Genomic DNA, 18,457 nt, shown 5'->3' with positions numbered 1-18,457 from the left:
AACAAAGGGGGCCATCAGGCCCCCTTACGGATCAACGTTTGTTCTTTTTGAGATGACTCATCAGGCGCTGGCGCTTACGCTGCTGATTTGGCGTCAGCAGGTTGCGCTTACCTTCATACGGGTTATCACCCTCTTTGAACTGAATACGGATTGGCGTACCCATTATTTCCAGTGAGCGGCGGAAATAGTTCATCAGATAACGTTTGTAGGAATCCGGCAGGTCTTTAACCTGATTACCGTGGATCACGACAATCGGTGGGTTATAGCCGCCAGCGTGCGCATATTTCAGCTTCACGCGGCGGCTGCGCACCAGTGGTGGCTGATGATCGTCGGCCGCCATGTTCATAATGCGCGTCAGCATAGAGGTGTTAACGCGGCGGGTAGAACAGTCGTAGGCTTCGGTCACGGATTCAAACAGGTTACCCACGCCGCTGCCGTGCAGGGCGGAAATAAAGTGAATGCGGGCGAAATCGATAAAGCCCAGACGGTAGTCCAGTTGCTCTTTCACCTCATCACGGATTTCCTGTGACAGACCATCCCACTTGTTGACCACGATCACCAGTGAGCGCCCGCTATTGAGGATAAAGCCCAACAGCGAGAGATCCTGATCGGAAATGCCTTCGTGCGCATCAATCACCAGCAGCACAACGTTGGCATCTTCAATCGCTTTCAGGGTTTTGATCACTGAGAACTTTTCGACGGTTTCAGTGATTTTCCCGCGCTTACGCACCCCGGCGGTGTCGATCAGGACATATTCACGCCCGTCGCGCTCCATCGGAATGTAAATGCTGTCACGCGTGGTGCCCGGCATGTCATAGACCACGACACGCTCTTCACCAAGAATGCGGTTAGTGAGCGTTGACTTACCCACATTCGGACGACCGACAATGGCCAGCTTGATCGGCAGATCCAGCGGGTTAAAGTCATCTTCTTCATCTTCCGGCATTTCACCGCTGGCTTTGGCTTCTTTCGCCGCAAACTCCGCCCAGTAGGCTTCGTTCTCTTCTTCTTCTGTCAGTTCACGCTCTGGCGCGACTACGTCCATCCACGGCAGCAGCACCAGCTCCAGCAGGCTGGTCACACCGCGCCCGTGAGAGGCGGCAATCGCATGGATTTCACCCAGCCCCAGCGACCAGAAGTCAGTGACGGCAGAATCCGCATCCAGACCGTCGGTTTTGTTCGCCACGATAAACGTTGGTTTGTCGCGTGAGCGCAGGTGTTTGGCGATCGCCGTATCAGCAGGCATCAGCCCGGCACGGGCATCGACCATAAACAGCACGACATCGGCTTCTTCAATCGCCAGCAGTGACTGTTCCGCCATGCGCGTTTCCACGCCCTCTTCATTACCGTCGATACCACCGGTATCGATACAAATAAACTCACGCCCTTCTATTTCGGCGCGGCCATATTTGCGATCTCGGGTAAGCCCGGGAAAATCTGCCACCAGCGCATCTCGTGTGCGCGTCAAACGGTTAAACAGGGTGGATTTTCCCACATTGGGACGCCCGACCAGCGCGACCACAGGTACCATAGTGAAGCCTCATAACTAAAAAATAAGCGCCTGGCTGCGATATTATTCGCTGTGCAGACAGATTAACTGCCGCTCTACTCAGGCCGATGGCGCCTAGAATAACACGCCTTGGATAAAACAAAACGGCCCCTGAACATTCAGGAGCCGCTTACCCTTCATCTCACCGCCTGTCACGATGGTGACAGAGGGTGATCTTTGGGGCTCAGACTGACCAGAGAATTAACGCGTAATCGCGTAAACCTCACCGTCTTTGGATTGGATCAGCAGCTTGTCGCTGGCAACAACAGGTTCAGTCTGGAAGCCAGAACTGTCCAGTTTCTGCTGCGCAACAAAACGTCCGTCGTCCGTATTAATCCAGTGCAGGTAGCCTTCTGAATCACCGACCACCAGGTAGCCGTTAAACAGCACCGGCGAGGTCAGGTTACGGTGCAGCAGGTCGCTCTGACGCCACAGAGTCACTCCGCCGTCCGTATTCAGGGCAATCACGCGGTCATCCTGATCCACCAGGTAGATACGGCCTGCGTCAACGATCATGTCGTGGACTGAACCGATTTCGCGTTTCCACAGGATCTGACCTGAGCGCAGGTCCAGCGCCGTCAGGTTACCGTTGTAAGCCAGTGCGTAAACCACACCGTTAACGATAACCGGCGTCGTATCCACATCCGCCAGACGGTCGATTTCAGTGGCTCCGCTTGGCTGGGAGATACGCTGCTGCCAGATAATCTGGCCCTGGTTCATGATGACAGCGCTGACCCGGCCGTTATCGCCGCCAACAATGGCTGCGCCAAACGCCGTTGCCGGTGCAGACTCACCGCGCAGGCTCAGTGCCGGTACGTCGAGGTTAACCGTCCATTTGATATTACCGCTGGTCTGATCCAGACCCTGCAGCATACCGTTACTGGTGTGAACCAGTACCAGACCATCGCTGACGACCGGACGGGACAGCACTTCACCCGCCGCTTTAGTCTGCCAGGCGACCGATCCATCGCTGGTATTCAGCGCAAATACCTGACCGCGTTCGCTACCGATGTAGACATGGCCCGCGTCAACGGCCAGGCCACCGGAAAGCAGCGCAGGAATATTGCTGGAGAAGAAACCGGTTTTTTCTGACAGGTCCACTTTCCACTGTTCTTTGCCGTCGCCGGAGTTCAGGGCTTTCACTACGCCATGGCGGTCAGCAGCATAGACGGTATTTTCCGCCCAGGCCGGGTGCAGGTTAGAGTAAAAATCCCCCACACCATCACCAACCGATGTGCTCCAGACTTTTTGTGGTTCGAACTGGTTTTGAACCGTTGGCAGTGGTGACATTTTCACCACGTCCTCTTCACCGCTGAACCATGAACATCCGCTGAGTAAAGTGACTGACATCAGTCCCGGCAGAAGTAACTTACGCAATTCCATGAAATCCCTCTTGTGCCTGTGCAGGCCAAATATTAGAGCCTTATACCAATCCCGCAGGCAGCTAACATTCGCCCTTTCCTGCGGTGACAGGCTGGAAATTAACCCGGCAGATTATTCACTTTCATTTGCAGCATCTCTTTCAGCGACGATGAGGCATCAGAGTCGATCCCTTTAGTCCACGCATCGCGTGCACCCTTTGCGTCGCCTTTGCTGAGTAACGCTTCACCGCGTACATCAGCCACGATGGCAGCCCAGCCATCACCCTTAACACTTTCAAGGGTTTTTAGCACAGCATCAGGCTGTTTCTGCTGAAGCTGGATACGCGCAAGGCGCAGATTCAGCACGGCCTGCAGGTTGGCATCTTTGGTGCTTTTCAGGCCGCTCTGCAATTGCTGTACGGCTTTATCCAGCTGGTTGTTATCGATATAGCGCTTTGCCAGATCCAGTGAAGCCAGCGCACCGTAGGTATTGCTGTTTTCACTGGCAAACTTCGCCACCGCGTCAAGCGAGGCAGGTTTGCTGGCGTCCAGCGCCGAGGTGACCTGCTGGTAAGAGGCGGAAACTTCACGCGACCCGCTGTCCTGGTGATGACTCCAGTAACGCCAGCCAAGCAGTGCCCCAACCCCCAGAACGACGCCGACCACTAATGCTTTGCCATTTTGAGCAAAGAAGTTCTTCAGCGCATCTACCTGTTCGTTTTCGTTGCTATATACTTCCACGCAATCCTACTCCTTTAAATCGTGCCACTGCAGGGGCTTAACGCTGTATCAGTGACGCCAGCGTGGTTGCCGCATCACTTTGTGCCAGCGTGTGCTGCTCACCGTTACGCAAATCTTTGATCACCAGCTGGCCATTAGCCACTTCATCTTCGCCGAGTACCAGTGCAATGCGGGCGCCCCACTTGTCTGCACGCGCAAACTGCTTCTTAAAGTTGCCGCCACCAAAGTTCGTCATGAGTTTCAGTTCAGGCAGCGCATCGCGCAGCTGTTCTGCCAGCTTCATCGCGGCACTCTGTACGCCCTCACCCGAAGCGATAACATAGACATCAACAATGCGCGTCGGTTCAAATTCCGGATTAACGGCCTGCACCAGCAGGACCAGGCGCTCCAGGCCCATCGCGAAACCGACAGCCGGCGTTGCACGGCCACCCAGTTGTTCGACCAGACCATCATAGCGGCCCCCGGCACAGACGGTGCCCTGGGAACCCAGGCTGCTGGTGACCCACTCAAATACGGTGCGGTTATAGTAGTCGAGACCCCGCACCAGACGCTGATTGATGGTGTAAGCGATGCCGGCATCATCCAGCAGGCTGCACAGCCCGGTGAAATGCTCACGGGACGCGTCATCCAGGTAGTCACCCAGCGTTGGCGCGTCATTAAGCAGCACCTGAACGTCCGGGTTTTTGCTGTCCAGCACGCGCAGCGGGTTAGTATACATGCGGCGTTTACAGTCTTCATCCAGCACGTCGATATGCTGCTCCAGGAAGGCCACGAGTGCATCGCGGTAGTTTGCGCGCGCGTCCAGGGAACCGATAGAGTTCAGCTCCAGTTTCACATGCTCGGCGATCCCCAGTGCTTTCCACCAGCGGGCCGTCATCATGATCAGTTCGGCATCGATATCCGGCCCCTGCAGACCAAAGACTTCAGCACCAATCTGATGGAACTGACGGTAGCGGCCTTTTTGTGGACGCTCATAGCGGAACATGGGACCGATATACCACAGGCGTTGTTCCTGATTGTACAGCAGACCGTGTTCAATGCCCGCGCGCACACAGCCTGCGGTGCCTTCCGGACGCAGTGTCAGGCTTTCGCCATTGCGATCGTCGAAGGTATACATCTCTTTTTCAACCACGTCGGTGACTTCACCGATAGCGCGTTTGAATAACGGGGTCTGCTCTACAATCGGCAGGCGAATTTCGCTGAAGCCGTAGCTGCCTAATACCTGTTTCAGGATCTGCTCAATCCGCTGCCACACGACCGTGTCAGCGGGTAAATAGTCGTTCATGCCACGGATGGCCTGTATATTTTTCGCCACTACAATGTTCTCATCAATGAGTGCCCGGCCCGGGGTAACCAACCATCGTGGTCACCCCTAAGGCATGACCGGGCGCGATTAATTATTTTTCGACCTGCTGGATATCAATCCGGCGTGATGCGTCCAGGATGGTGGCCTTCGCACGGATGCGCGCTTCCAACTGGTCAATCATATTGTCGTTATCCAGACGCTCGCGCAGACGCACGCCGTCCTCGTAGAAACCACTTTTCTTGCTGCCGCCGGTCACCCCCATGGTGGAAACGGTCGCTTCACCGGGGCCGTTAACCACACAGCCAATGATGGAAATGTCCATCGGGGTGATGATATCTTCCAGCCGCTCTTCCAGGGCATTCACCGTACCGATAACGTCAAATTCCTGACGTGAACAGGTCGGGCAGGCAATAAAGTTAATCCCGCGTGAGCGAATGCGCAGCGATTTGAGGATATCAAAGCCGACTTTCACTTCTTCAACCGGATCTGCCGCCAGCGAGATGCGCAGCGTATCGCCGATGCCTTCAGACAGTAACAGGCCCAGGCCAATCGCGGATTTCACCGCACCCGCACGGGCGCCACCCGCTTCGGTAATGCCCAGATGCAGCGGCTGGTCGATCTGCTTCGCCAGCAGGCGGTAGGATTCTACGGCAAGAAACACATCGGAGGCCTTGACGCTGACTTTGAACATATCAAAGTTCAGCCGGTCAAGAATATCCACGTGACGCATGGCGGATTCCAGCAACGCCTGCGGATTAGGCTCGCCATATTTTTCCTGCAGATCTTTTTCCAGCGAACCGCCGTTCACACCAATGCGGATAGGAATGTTGTAGTGGCGGGCACAGTCAACGACCGAGCGAATGCGCTCTTCATTGCCAATATTGCCGGGGTTGATGCGCAGGCAGTCCACCCCATATTCGGCCACTTTCAGCGCGATGCGGTAGTCAAAATGAATGTCAGCGACCAGCGGGACATTCACCTGCTGTTTAATCAGACGAAAAGCTTCCGCGGCATCCATGGTCGGCACGGAGACACGTACAATGTCGACACCGACACGTTCCAGCGCTTTGATTTGTGCGACCGTCGCTGCAACGTCGGTGGTACGGGTATTGGTCATGGACTGAACGGCGATAGGTGCACCGTCACCCACGGGCACCTTGCCGACGTAAATGCGTTTTGATTTGCGACGGATAATGGGTGCTTCGTTATGCATATTCTTTCTCCACAATTACTCGAGACCAGAGAAGATGCGTTATTGCGCACCCAGAGTCAGGCGAGCAACCTGGTTAGTACGGATATAACGACTCAGATCGACAGGTTTGCCCTGATATTCAATCTGTACTGCGGCTGGTGCACCAATTTTCAAACGATAAGGTGCTGTACCAGCAAGACTGAGTTTGCCTCCGCTGCGCTGAATACCGCTAAATAATTTCTTACCTGCGGCATCGGTGACTTCCAGCCAGCAATCGGCGGAAAAGCTCATGACCACAGCATTCGGGTCAACGGCAGGCTGGCTGACGCCAGCGCTGCTGGTAGGCAGTTGGCCATTGGCACCGGTATCAACCGGTGCCTGACTTGGTGAAACCACGGCAGGCTGAGTATTATCAGCCTGCGTGTTTGCCGTAGAGGGCGCTTCCGTCGTCGGCGCGGCGGCTGGGGCACGGCTGCTGTTCGCAGACGCTGCTGGCGCGGTGTCTAACGGAATGGCCGTCTGCGCGCCGTTATCGGCGCCGCTGCTGGCATTACTGTCAGTCAGGGGGATAGACTGACTGTTATCCCCATCAGACGAAGCATTTTGATCGGCCATCGTCACCAGATCGTCCTGAGCGGCTTTATGATTTTGCCACCACCAGGCTCCCGTCAGGCCCACCACTACAAACAGCACCAGCCAGGTGAAGATCATCAACCAGCCGTCGCGTTTTTTGCGGCGTTTTCCGAGGGAATAGCTTTGCATCGGTTCAACTTTTGCGGCTCTGACCGGGGCCTGTTTCGCCATCATCGGTAGCAGCTCTTCTTCCGGCACACGCACCAGACGTGCGTAGGAGCGGATGTAGCCACGCAAGAATGTCGACGCCAGATCGGCAGGCGACTTGTCCTCTTCAATATCACGAACAGTGGAAAGTTTCAGGCAGAGGCGTTCAGCAACATTCTGCTGAGTCAGGCCCATAAGCTCACGGGCACCACGCAGGCGCTCGCCTGTTGAATTTACGCTAGATTTTTCTTGAGTGGCTTCAGTATTCATTAGCTAAAAAATGCTGGTACTGTATCGAGTGTGGAAAAATTCGCGCAAGCTGTACCCCATAAAGTTGAACGTCATCGAGTAGATTTGCCTGCGCGGCGAAGCGAATCTGTAACCACAGGCTTTCTGCCGAAATCGGAAAGTGTTGTTGGTAGATATCCAACAGGAGCCGCGATTCTGCGCGTTTCCCCTCTCCAAATCGCTTTTCAGCTTCTGCCAGCATAGGCATTCCTTTAGCAGGCTCGGCCCGCACCGCGTCCGTCAGTGCGTTATAGGCTTTTTCATGTTGACCGGCATTCAAAAAACAGTAGCCCGAATTTTCAACACTGTCGGCACGAAGCCCGTGGGTCGAATCATCCATGGCCCTGCTGAACTGCCGTTGTGCCGCATCATACTGCCCTAATCCGCAGAGAAACGCACCGTAATTATTAAGCACATACCTGTTTTGCGCTGCTAATTTAAGGGCGCGACGATAATGTTGCTGCGCCCTGCTGGTGTCACCTGTCTGCTGCCGGTAGCGTGCCATTGCCAGTTGGCTACGGTAATCCCCGGGAGCAATATCGAGCGCGCGCTGTAAATTCCTGTGCGCGGCCTCGTTATCGCCGCGTGCCAGATAAGCCAACCCTAACTGAATCCGGGTTTCAACCAGCCCATCCTGCTGGGGTGATGTCCGGCACCCCGCCAGCAGCAGCATCAGCAGAATGGCTACCCTCCCTGTGCGCATGACGATGACTCCCTGTCTCCATGAGCGAACTATCGTACGCCAATTTCACCAGGGTCAACATGGTTCAGCAACAGTAAAGGCTGGGTTTCAGAGCGCCTTCACAGATATCGCTTCACCGGCCATTTTCTTTCTCAGCGTGCGCTTGGTACGGTCAATGACGTCCCCGGCTAACTGGCCGCAGGCAGCATCGATATCATCACCACGGGTTTTACGCACAATAGTAGTAAATCCATAATCCATCAACACTTTAGAGAAGCGGTCGATGCGACTGTTCGAACTGCGACCATAAGGTGCGCCCGGGAAGGGGTTCCATGGGATCAGGTTAATTTTACACGGTGTGTTTTTCAACAAGGCGGCCAGCTCATGGGCATTATCAGTACTGTCATTGACGTGATCGAGCATGACGTACTCGATGGTGACGCGCCCCTGATTAGCGTTGGACTTGCCGATATAACGGCTAACCGAGGCCAGGAACGTTTCAATATTGTACTTTTTATTGATCGGCACTATTTCGTCACGAATTGTGTCATTCGGTGCATGAAGCGAGATCGCCAGTGCAACATCGATCATATCACCCAGCTTATCCAGCGCCGGCACCACGCCGGATGTTGACAGCGTCACGCGACGTTTTGACAGGCCGAAACCAAAGTCATCGAGCATGATTTCCATCGCCGGCACCACGTTAGTCAGGTTGAGCAACGGCTCCCCCATGCCCATCATTACCACGTTGGTGATGGGACGCTGGCCGGTGACTTTGGTGGCACCGATAATTTTCGCCGCACGCCACACCTGACCAATAATTTCGGATACACGCAGGTTGCGGTTAAACCCCTGCTGCGCCGTCGAGCAGAACTTACACTCCAGCGCACAGCCCACCTGGGAAGAAACACACAGCGTGGCGCGGTCTTTTTCGGGGATATAAACGGTTTCGACCTGCTGGCCGCCGACCTGGATAGCCCATTTAATAGTGCCATCTGTCGAGCGCTGCTCTTCAGCCACTTCCGGTGCACGGATTTCAGCGACCTCTTTCAGCTTGTTACGGAAAACCTTGTTGATGTCGGTCATCTCATCGAAGTCATCACAGCAGTAGTGATAGATCCACTTCATGACCTGATCGGCACGGAACGGCTTTTCCCCCATACCGGCAAAAAACTCACGCATCTGCTGACGGTTAAGGTCGAGCAGATTCACTTTTTCTTTTTTAGGGGTGGCGATTGCAGGAGATGCAGACGACGGCGTCACAATAAGTTCTGACATAATTTTCTCTGGCCTCGTTGTTACACGTTATGGCACTGGGTTTGGAGTGAATAAAATAGAAGCGCCCCCGAACACAGCTCAGGGGCGCATTATTGTACTCATGACGTGATAAGGGTTAAAGGAGCAAACTCACTTTTTTTGTAAACCCCGTTCCGTCAGGCAGCCGGATTAACGGGTGCGCGGGCAGATTTCACCTTCACCGAAGAAATAAGCGATTTCACGGGCAGCAGATTCGGCAGAATCAGAACCGTGGGTCGCATTCTCGGTAAAGCTGTCCGCGTAGTCAGCACGCAGGGTGCCGGCCAGCGCGTTCGCCGGGTTCGTCGCGCCCATCAGGTCACGATGACGCTGCACGGCATTTTCACCTTCCAGTACGGAAACCACCACCGGGCCAGAGGTCATGAATTCAACCAGACCATCAAAGAAGGGCTTGCCCTGGTGTTCCGCGTAAAAACCCTCAGCCTGCTCTTTGCTCAGGTGCAGCATTTTGCTGCCAACGATTTTGAAGCCAGCGCTTTCAAAACGGTTGAAGATGGCACCGATCACATTCTTTGCCACAGCGTTTGGTTTTACGATGGAAAATGTACGCTCAATAGTCATTGTTGACCCCTGTATTATCTTTCGAGTTTAGCCGCGAAAACGGTTCCCGGCCGGGAAAATGGCCGCAGATTATAGGGGGCATCGCGAGAGATGCCTACCGGAGATTCAATAATTTATCGAAAAATCCGATCCCCATCGCGACATTTTTTCCCCCGCCTGCGGCTATTTTACGCAGGCGAACGATCGAAGACCAGAAAAGCGCCTGCGGATCCGTCTGAAATTAGCGGATTAACGCCACATTAATCACCCGGCTGTCGGCCCGGCCACGATCGTCAACCGCACGGATGCGGTATTTTCCGGGGCGGGAAGGCCGCCAGTCGAGGGGCGTTTTACTGGCGCTTGAGCCAAGGTATACATCGTCGACAAACCAGTAAACGGTGCTGCTGTCAGCATCGGTCACTGCACTAAAGCTGATCGTGTCACGCCCCTTTTGCGACTGCCGTAACTGGTAAGTCGTATGTTTCAGCGGCGATGTGATGCGCGGCGCATCGCCCTCGACCGTACCCTGCTGGCAGCTTACTGACGGCGGGGAACGTTTAGGCAGCCCCGCCTGCATAAAGACCTGAGCCAGATCAGACGGCCAGAACTCAAATACCTCAATATGGCTGGTTTGCGGATCCCAGGGGGCACAGACTGGCTGGCCGCTCTGATTGTCAAGGCGCAGGGGCCGGTAAACCGTATCCACTTTTATCGGTGATTTGCCGGGGATAAACCAGCTGCGGCCGCGCTGCTGACACCACTGCGTCGGCAGATCGCCGCTGGGCAGGCAAATTTCCACGCGCTTCAGATGCGGTGGAAAGCGATGTTCAGGCTCACGCAGTCCGGGATAGCTGGCAATCACGCTATCAATAATATTGAAGAACAGCGGCGCGGCAGCTTCCACGCCCACAAACGCATTATTCCCCTGACTGTTAAAGTTCCCCTGCCACACCACCAGCACATACGGGCCAAATATGCCCACGCTCCAGGCATCACGAAAGCCCCATGACGTTCCCGTTTTCCAGTACACCGGTAGCGATGACGGACGCTGCGCCAGCGTATCCCCTGGTCGACGGTGCTGGCGTAAAATATCCAGCGTCATAAAGCTGGACTCCTCACTCAGCAACCGGAATCCCGGTGGCTGAGGCGCGTTTTCCCGCATCCGCAGCGCACGCAGTTCACCCCGGTTCGCCAGCATGGCATAGAGTTTTGCCAGCTCCTGCGCCGTCACTTCTCCTCCGCCCAGCACCAGCGACAGACCGTAATGTTTCTCACTGGCCAGTCCGCTGATGCCAGCCAGCTGAAGAAACTGATAAAACCCCGGCTGGCGCAGCCGGGAGGCGATGGTCACCGCCGGGATGTTACGGCTGAAATTCAGCGCATCGGTGGCGGTCACCGGCCCAAGGAAGCGGCGGTCAAAATTTTCCGGCGCATAGCTGCCAAAAGAGTAAGGGACGTCTTTCAGTACCGTCATCGGATGTAAGATCCCCTGCTCCATGCCCAACGCATAAATAAACGGTTTCAGTGCCGAACCCGGTGAGCGTCGGGCATTGGTGCCGTTGACCTGGCCCTGTATCTGCCGATTGTAGTAGTCGGCTGACCCAACCAGCGCCCGCACGCCCATATCGCGGCTGTCCACCAGCAGTACGGCCGTATTGTGGATGCCCCGACTCTGATTACGACGGATAAACGCGTTGACCTGTTTTTCCACCAGCTGTTGCAGGCCAGCATCAAGCGTGGTGTCAACCCGTGCCGGCCGATCACCGTTCTGCAGCTGTTCAACAAAGTGGGGAGCGATATAGGGCAGATTCTGCGGCTGGCGCAGGGCCAGCGGCAATCTGAACAGGGCCTGCTGGCTACTGTCGGTGGGATAGGCGTGCTGCCATCGCTGGAAAAGACGGTTACGCGCCTGCATCAGCGGGGGGCTGGCCTCACCGCTGCGGGGATCCATCCTCAGGCTGGGTGACTGAGGCAGCACCGCCAGCGTCAGCGCCTCTGCCAGCGTCAACTGTGCCGGCGGTTTGTTAAAATAGATCAGGCTGGCCGCGCCGATGCTCTCAATGTTACGCCCGTAGGGTGCAGCGTTGAGATAGGCCTCCAGAATATCGTGCTTGGAATAGCTCAGTTCGAGCTGGATTGCCCGTAACACTTGAACCATCTTGCCGCCGGGTGAACGCGTATTGAGCTTCCAGTGCATACGGGCCAGCTGCATGGTGATCGTCGATCCTCCCTGCCGGCTGCCTCCCAGCACATAGCTACGCCAGAAGCCCCGCGCCAGACTCAGCGGATTGACGCCGGGATTATAATAAAACCAGCGGTCTTCATGTAGCAGCAGTCCGTCCACCGCCAGCGGCGAAATAGCCTCCAGCGGCGTCCACTGGCGATAGCGGTCGTCACTGGCCAGCGACAGACGCAGCAGCGTACCGTGCCGGTCATACCACGCCGTTGACAGCGGCACCCCGAAGGACAGGGGCGGGTGCGGCCAAAGCCGGATGCCTGCCAGCAGCAGCGCCAGTAATCCCAGCGCCACCGCCAGATTTTGCAGCAGCCGTTTCATCGCAGCAAACGCCTCGCTGCAGGACTATTCAGCTGCCACCACCGTGATTTTTCCGCTACTGGCTGACATGGCCTGAATGTCACGATTGTACATCGCCTCACCGTACGCCGGAGGGATAACAAAGCTGCCGGTATTGGTCGCTTTGATCTGGTAAACGAATTCCTGCAGTTCCGTACTGGCACTACCGTAAATAATCACCCGATCTTCACGAATGTCGCTGTAGTCCGGCGCCCAGGTGGAGCCACTGACCGCCAGCGGTGACTGCCACCCTGCTGATGCGGCATCAGTGCTTTCATCCTCGCCGGCTTCCGGCGGAGGCGGCGTCTGCTGAACCACCTCGAAACCACCCGGCAGCAGATCCACAATCGCCAGATTGCTCAGTGCCGCTGTCGAATTAGCGCGGATTTTCAGGTGGACATTGAGGGTTTGCCCCAGCGTGACCTTGTCGACCGTTTTACCGGCGGCGTCGGTGTAGTCGCGGCTGATTTCAAGACCCCGGCTGATCGCCTTCTGCGGGGTTTCCCTGTCGTAACCGGCCTGTGTAACCACATACCAGGCCGGTGCGTTTCCGGCGTTTCGGAACTGAACGGCTGCCGCCGCTGAACTGAAGTTCCCTTGGGCGAAGCGCCCCTGTAGTGCCGAGATCAACTGCGGAGTGCGGTTATCGCGCCCCAACTGGTTGATGGTCAGCGCTGCCGCATCGTTTTGCTTCGCGACCTGCTCAGAATAGCTTTCCAGCGCCAGAATGCTCATTGCCGCTGAGAAGGTAGTGTAACGTTCTTCGCGCAGAGCCATGACCATGTTTTCCAGCAGCTGCGGTGGGATCGCAGCCACTTTTTCCGGGAAGTGGCGGGTAATCAGATACAGCCGGGTGGCATCCTGAACCAGCGGATCGTAGTAGTTCTGTGTCCACCAGCTTTTGTCATACGCCTTATTCAGCGCCTGCCAGCCCGGCTCAAACAGCCGTTCCGCTTCATCATCGGCCTTCAGTAAGCGCCAGGACGAGGCCAGATAGAGCGCACTGAGATCGGTCTGCCAGCTGTCGGGATAGCGTTTTTTCAGCGTTTCCTGCACTGCGCCGAGCGCACTGGTGGTGATCTCACCCTGACGCGTCAGCAGATAAACCGCCCAGGCACGCAGTCGCAGGTGATAGAGATCGTCATAACCGCTGGCGGCCAGCGAACGCAACGCAACGTTGGCCTCCTCCAGCATACCGGCAGGCAGCGGATAACCGGCGGCTTTTGCCTCCAGCAGGTACTGCACCACATACGGCGTAATAAACGGATCCGCCTGCGGGGTCGCCATCCACAGACCCACAGCGCCCTCACCATTCTGTCGGGAGCGCAGCACGTCGAGAATGCCCTTCAGCTGCTGGCGCACGTTAGCGGCATCCAGCCCGTTGCGCAGCTCGGGATGTTCGCTTTGCAACAGCAGCGGGATGGACTGGCTGACAATCTGTTCAGAACAGTAATAGGGGTAGTTCGCCAGGTACGTTGCCAGGCCGCTGGTCAGCACCAGCGGTGAATTCGAAACCGACGCCTGGCGCTGCGCAAAGGCATCAAACATCAGGCGCAGGTTATCCACCTGCTGCTGACTGCCGTTCATCCGTCCCATCACCGTCTGGATACGGAACGGCATTGCCGGACGTACAGAGGTACTGAGCGTGCGCCGGCTGGTTTTATCTGCATACTGCGCGCTGAAGACCAGTGGCGCATCGCCCAGTTCAGCTTTGGCACGCAGACGGAAGCTGACCACGCCCTCCTGTTTTGCCGCCAGTTGCAGCGGCTGCGCGGCCTGCCCTACCACCTCAAGCTGAGGCGGTGGCGTGACGCTGATCGTCACCGGCAGTTTGTCATTCCCCTGCCCTTCGCGGTTATTGCTGACGCCCACGCTGACGTCAAATTCATCCCCGGGGGCCACCATCGCCGGAACGTTTGGCGTCAGAATCATGTCATCACGTACGGTGGTGCCGGTTTCGGCTTTCCCGATTTTATCCGCCGTAACCGAAATGGCCATCACGCGGATCCTGCCATTGAAGTAGTCTGGCACTGGCCAGCTAAACCGTGCCTGCCCGTTCACGTCAGTGATGCCCGACCAGAAAGCGACCGGCTTGTCGCGCTTGCGTTTAAACGGGTTGAGATGCAGATCCAGCCCTTCGCCACCGTCACCACCCGGCGCAGAGGTCAGCGACATCAGCTTGCTGAACTCCGGCAGGATCAGATCGAGGATCTGTGAGCTTTCCACATTCAGTTCACGCTTGCGGAAGAAGTAGTCCAGCGGATCGGTCAGGCGATAGCGTGCAACCTGCAGGATCCCTTCATCCACCGCAAATACCGCTACCTGCTGCGGTCCGTCGGTGGTGACGTCGACCGTCAGATCATCGCCCGGTTTGATCACCGCCGGGGCCGCCAGCTGCAGACTGTTCTTACGCGCATCATTACTGATTTTAAACGGCATGACCCCATAGCTCAGCGGGCTCATAAAGATTTCGTCCGAATTAATATCACGCACAAACTGCACGTTGATATAGGCATTGCCCTCCAGCCCGGCTGGAATACGGATCTTTTGTACCGAGTTGGTGGTGGTGGTGTGGAACCACTGCCAGCTGTAAACCCGATCCTTTTCGATGGTGATCAGTCCGCTGCCGGTATAAGGCGCGTTGATCGCCACTTCAATCTCACTGCCCGGCTGATACGTGTCGCTGTTCAGCTTCAGTTTCAGCTCCGCATTGCGGTCGAGGGAGCGGGTCAGGTTGGCGTTACCGGCCACGCTGTAAGCGATACGGTTCAGCACCTCACCTTGGGCATTTTCCACCACCAGCACGTAGTCACCCGGTTTGTCGGTGGCCAGAGCGAAGGTATGACCGCTGGCAGGTATATCAAGTGGCGTTTCCGACAGCGGGATCTCTTTCAGCTTCGACTGATACTTATAGACCCCTGACTCCTGCCGGGTCAGTACCGACAGGTATTTTTGCTGCAGAAGATGTAGCGACAGGCCGTTAATCGCCAGGGTGTCCAGTGACGGATCGATGGCGATCAGATTGACATTGCGCACGGCGTTCTGATGGATGTACCCCAGATCGCCGTCGGCTTTTACACCGATCAGGTATTCATAGGGAGAGACCAGCGTGCGGGCCGTGGCCGCGACGGAACGACCGCCCCCGGCGACAAAGGCTTCTGACAGCAGCTGCAGCTGGTAGGTCGACTCACCAAATCCGCTCAGATCCAGCTTGATCGCAGCGGCCCCGTTTTCGTCGGTGGTGCTGTCTTCCAGTTCAGTTTCATAACCTTCGCTGGCCGAACGCGCTTCATAGAAGGCGTAGTCTGCATAGCGATCAAAGGCCGGGTATACCGGACGCAGGGTCATTTTAGATGCCACGCGTCGCCCCTGCGCCGGGGTACCGAACAGATTCTGCACGTCAATACTGGCTTTCAGCGCATCCGGTTTAACCCAGCCCTGTTGATGAGCCGGGGTCAGGGTCAGTCGGACCTTCAGTTGGTCAGGCTCGAACTCTTTCACGTTGACCGACGTACTGCCGAGCAGACGCGTGGAGTCATCGTCTTTCCCCGGCAGATAAAGGTAAATATTCCACTCTCCCGTCGGCGAGCTCTCTTCAGTGGTGAAACTCAGCTCGTTAAAGCCACTGGCACTGAGGGTCAGCGGAACAGTACGCATCAGCTTATCGCGCGGGTCACGTATTTCAGCACGCACCGGAATGCCGCCCACCGGCACGGCCCAGTCAGCGGCACGGGTGATCATACCTATATGGAACGTATCGCCGGGACGATAGACACCCCGGTCCGAGAAAAGATAGCTGCCGAGGGTGCGGGTGTCATCCGGAGTGGTTTCGCCGTAGACGTCAAAGCGGGAGAAATCCAGGCCGCGGTCGTTATCCCGTCCGGTCGGCAGGAAGGAGACATCCCCGTCTTTTTCCACAAGGAACATCACCGCTTCGCGTTCGCTGGTATAAACCTCCAGCGACGGGAAGCTGACGTGCCCGTCCTCACCGGTCTGACGGGTCAGCAGTTTTTCGCCATTTTTTGCCACCACCGACACCTGCGCCCCGGCGACCGGCTGACCGCTGCTGATCGACTGAACAAACAGATCGCGGGTTTTATCCTGCGAACGCTTGGCAATGATGCCCAGATCGGTCACCACCACAAAGCGAGAGTCGCCGGTGCTTTCCTGCTGTCCGTCCTCTTCCTGATACTCCTCTTCGCCTGGCTCAGGCTCTTTCTGCTGCGGTGACCATTCAGACAGGGTCAGCAGGAACACGCCGCGATGAGAGTCCGGACGGGTAGAGAGATAGCGCGACAGGTCAACGCCCTGATAGCTGACCTCGCCCGGTTTGTCGTTATTGACCGTCGTCTGGTAGCGGAAGCGCTCGGTAAAGTACTCATCGTTCAGGCGGTTAAAATCGGCCGATGCGAACTGCCGGCTTTTAAACGAAACGATGTGCTGTAACTGACTGGGGATAACCCGCTTAATGTCGACACGCAGCCCCGGCACATTGCGCGCTGCCACGCTGATGCGTTTATCGCCGTTGACCGACAGCAGTGCCCCCTGGGCGGCAAACTGTAGCAGCTTCGGATAGTCCGGCACCTGAACCACGCGCCAGGCTTTTTCAGCCATTTTGTAGCCGCCGCTGGACGTCATCGCGTTATCGGTCAACACCAGCAGGTAGCGTTTAGCCGGGGCATCAAATTTAAAGCTGAACTGCGGCTGCCAGGTTTCTTCTGCGTCATTCAGGCTTAACGGCACAGCCGGAGAGCGGTCAATGATACTCTGATCGACATTGTCTTGATCCCAGACGGTATAGGCCTCATCTGTCTGTTGACTGGCGGGGCGTCGCGGATCTTTCTCTGGCAGCAGCCAGGCCCTGACCCCTTTCCTGACGTCTGCGTCGCGCACGGCATCGCTAAAGCCGACAATCAGCGCGCGTTCGCCCTGGCTGCCTGGCTTATCCACCACTTCAGCGCTGATATCATTCAGGCTCAGGCTGTAGAGATTCGGCACGTTTACCCAGCCGTTGGTCTTACGCGTTACCGGATTGCCGGGATGCGAAGGTGTGACCCCGCTGTTGACCTGCAGATGCACCGCACCGCCGTGATCCATCGGCTGTAAAGCAGAAGAACGCACCCAGGCATTGAGCTTCTTCTCATCCCAGGTCACGCTGTATTTCAGCGGCTGCTCAGGCTGGCCACGGGCTGCCGTCAGGCCCAGCGAGAGCTGTTTTTCCACGCTCTGCACATCAGCAGGGGCAGTAAACCTGAGGTTAAAAATCGCGCTATGCTGGCTGTTGTCCTGCGGATCCTGATAGTACTCGCTACTGGCAATCTGATAGTCAAAAGCGGGGACAGTAAAGGTATAGCTGGTCTGGTCAATACGGATCTGGGGGGCCAGCAGCGTGTCAGGTTTCAGCGTGACCTCGTAGCCCGCGCCCATCGGCAGCGGTTGCGCCGGGGTAAAGACCAGCGTCCAGGCGTTCTGCCACTGCCACTCACCGGCCAGCGATGGGCGAATACGGATCCCCTCGGTGATCTTTTTACCGACCTGGGTGACCGGGGCCACGGACTGGTTAAACCGGAGCGTCAGCGTCTGTACGGCGGGTTTAGCCGCACTGTAGTCAACCGCCTCCGGGTTGACTGCCTGTGCGCTGCTCTGCTGGATGGTCAGCGGTGCGACTTCAATCGGCTTAGGACGGTTCTGCCACGCGTGCCAGCCATAGATACCAGCCACTCCTGCGGCGATCAGCAGCAGTACGCCAAGGGCAATCTTCTTCGGATGTCGCTCAACACCCTGCTCCAGACGGGCAACGCTGCGCTTCAGGGGCGTTACCCAGCGTGGGGCACGCCAGTTAACCTCACCCAGCAGCGGGCGTAGCAGCCATCCCAGCATGCGAAAAAACCGCGACAGGAGCCAGCACAGCGCTTTTAGCAGGGTAAAAGGCAAGCGCAGGATAAACGTGATCACATCCATCAGAAGGAACCTTCCATGTTACAAAATTGGTCAAAGAGTAATAGTTTCTCCGGGCAATATCTATCGGCGGTGGCAAAGATTTTTCAGGAATCCAGAGCCAGCTCTGAATAGCGTGATTTCGCCTTGTGATAGCTGACAAAATCACTGACACTCAGCTAAACGTTA

Annotated in this window: 11 protein-coding genes; all 11 read right to left on the bottom strand. The window is 56.5% G+C overall.

The window, feature by feature from the left end; all coding sequences use genetic code 11:
* Window positions 1–31: 31 nt before the first annotated feature.
* Window positions 32–1,531 (bottom strand): ribosome biogenesis GTPase Der, encoded by a 1,500-nt coding sequence (gene der / locus K6L24_RS05370; protein WP_062744687.1) that lies wholly within the window; start codon window positions 1,529–1,531, stop codon window positions 32–34.
* A gap of 219 nt (window positions 1,532–1,750) precedes the next feature.
* Window positions 1,751–2,932, bottom strand: a complete 1,182-nt coding sequence (gene bamB, locus K6L24_RS05365) for an outer membrane protein assembly factor BamB (protein WP_062744685.1) — start codon at window positions 2,930–2,932, stop codon at window positions 1,751–1,753.
* 98 nt (window positions 2,933–3,030) lie between these two features.
* Complete coding sequence (locus K6L24_RS05360; protein ID WP_062744683.1) at window positions 3,031–3,651, bottom strand: YfgM family protein; 621 nt, start codon at window positions 3,649–3,651, stop codon at window positions 3,031–3,033.
* Between the two features lie 37 nt (window positions 3,652–3,688).
* Complete coding sequence (gene hisS, locus K6L24_RS05355) at window positions 3,689–4,966, bottom strand: histidine--tRNA ligase (RefSeq protein ID WP_062744681.1); 1,278 nt, start codon at window positions 4,964–4,966, stop codon at window positions 3,689–3,691.
* Window positions 4,967–5,048: 82 nt separating this feature from the next.
* Window positions 5,049–6,170: a flavodoxin-dependent (E)-4-hydroxy-3-methylbut-2-enyl-diphosphate synthase gene (gene ispG / locus K6L24_RS05350; protein WP_062744679.1), complete on the bottom strand. Its 1,122-nt coding sequence runs from the start codon at window positions 6,168–6,170 to the stop codon at window positions 5,049–5,051.
* 39 nt (window positions 6,171–6,209) lie between these two features.
* A complete protein-coding gene (rodZ, locus tag K6L24_RS05345) occupies window positions 6,210–7,199 on the bottom strand; it encodes a cytoskeleton protein RodZ (RefSeq protein ID WP_187509750.1) in 990 nt (329 codons plus the stop codon).
* Window positions 7,189–7,920: a type IV pilus biogenesis/stability protein PilW gene (pilW, locus tag K6L24_RS05340; protein ID WP_222682022.1), complete on the bottom strand. Its 732-nt coding sequence runs from the start codon at window positions 7,918–7,920 to the stop codon at window positions 7,189–7,191. Before pilW ends, rodZ begins: the two co-directional genes overlap by 11 nt.
* An 87-nt stretch (window positions 7,921–8,007) precedes the next feature.
* Window positions 8,008–9,177: a dual-specificity RNA methyltransferase RlmN gene (gene rlmN, locus K6L24_RS05335; protein ID WP_062744671.1), complete on the bottom strand. Its 1,170-nt coding sequence runs from the start codon at window positions 9,175–9,177 to the stop codon at window positions 8,008–8,010.
* 168 nt (window positions 9,178–9,345) lie between these two features.
* Window positions 9,346–9,777: a nucleoside-diphosphate kinase gene (ndk, locus tag K6L24_RS05330; RefSeq protein WP_062744669.1), complete on the bottom strand. Its 432-nt coding sequence runs from the start codon at window positions 9,775–9,777 to the stop codon at window positions 9,346–9,348.
* A 220-nt stretch (window positions 9,778–9,997) separates the two neighbouring features.
* Window positions 9,998–12,313 carry a penicillin-binding protein 1C gene (gene pbpC / locus K6L24_RS05325; RefSeq protein WP_222682021.1) on the bottom strand — a complete coding sequence of 772 codons (2,316 nt, stop codon included), beginning with the start codon at window positions 12,311–12,313 and terminating at the stop codon, window positions 9,998–10,000.
* Window positions 12,314–12,337: 24 nt separating this feature from the next.
* Window positions 12,338–18,292 carry an alpha-2-macroglobulin family protein gene (locus tag K6L24_RS05320; protein ID WP_222682020.1) on the bottom strand — a complete coding sequence of 1,985 codons (5,955 nt, stop codon included), beginning with the start codon at window positions 18,290–18,292 and terminating at the stop codon, window positions 12,338–12,340.
* Window positions 18,293–18,457: the final 165 nt, after the last annotated feature.

The organism is Erwinia persicina, assembly GCF_019844095.1.
In the GTDB taxonomy this organism is placed as follows: domain Bacteria; phylum Pseudomonadota; class Gammaproteobacteria; order Enterobacterales; family Enterobacteriaceae; genus Erwinia; species Erwinia persicina.
This window is presented reverse-complemented; position numbering and strand designations above follow the sequence as displayed.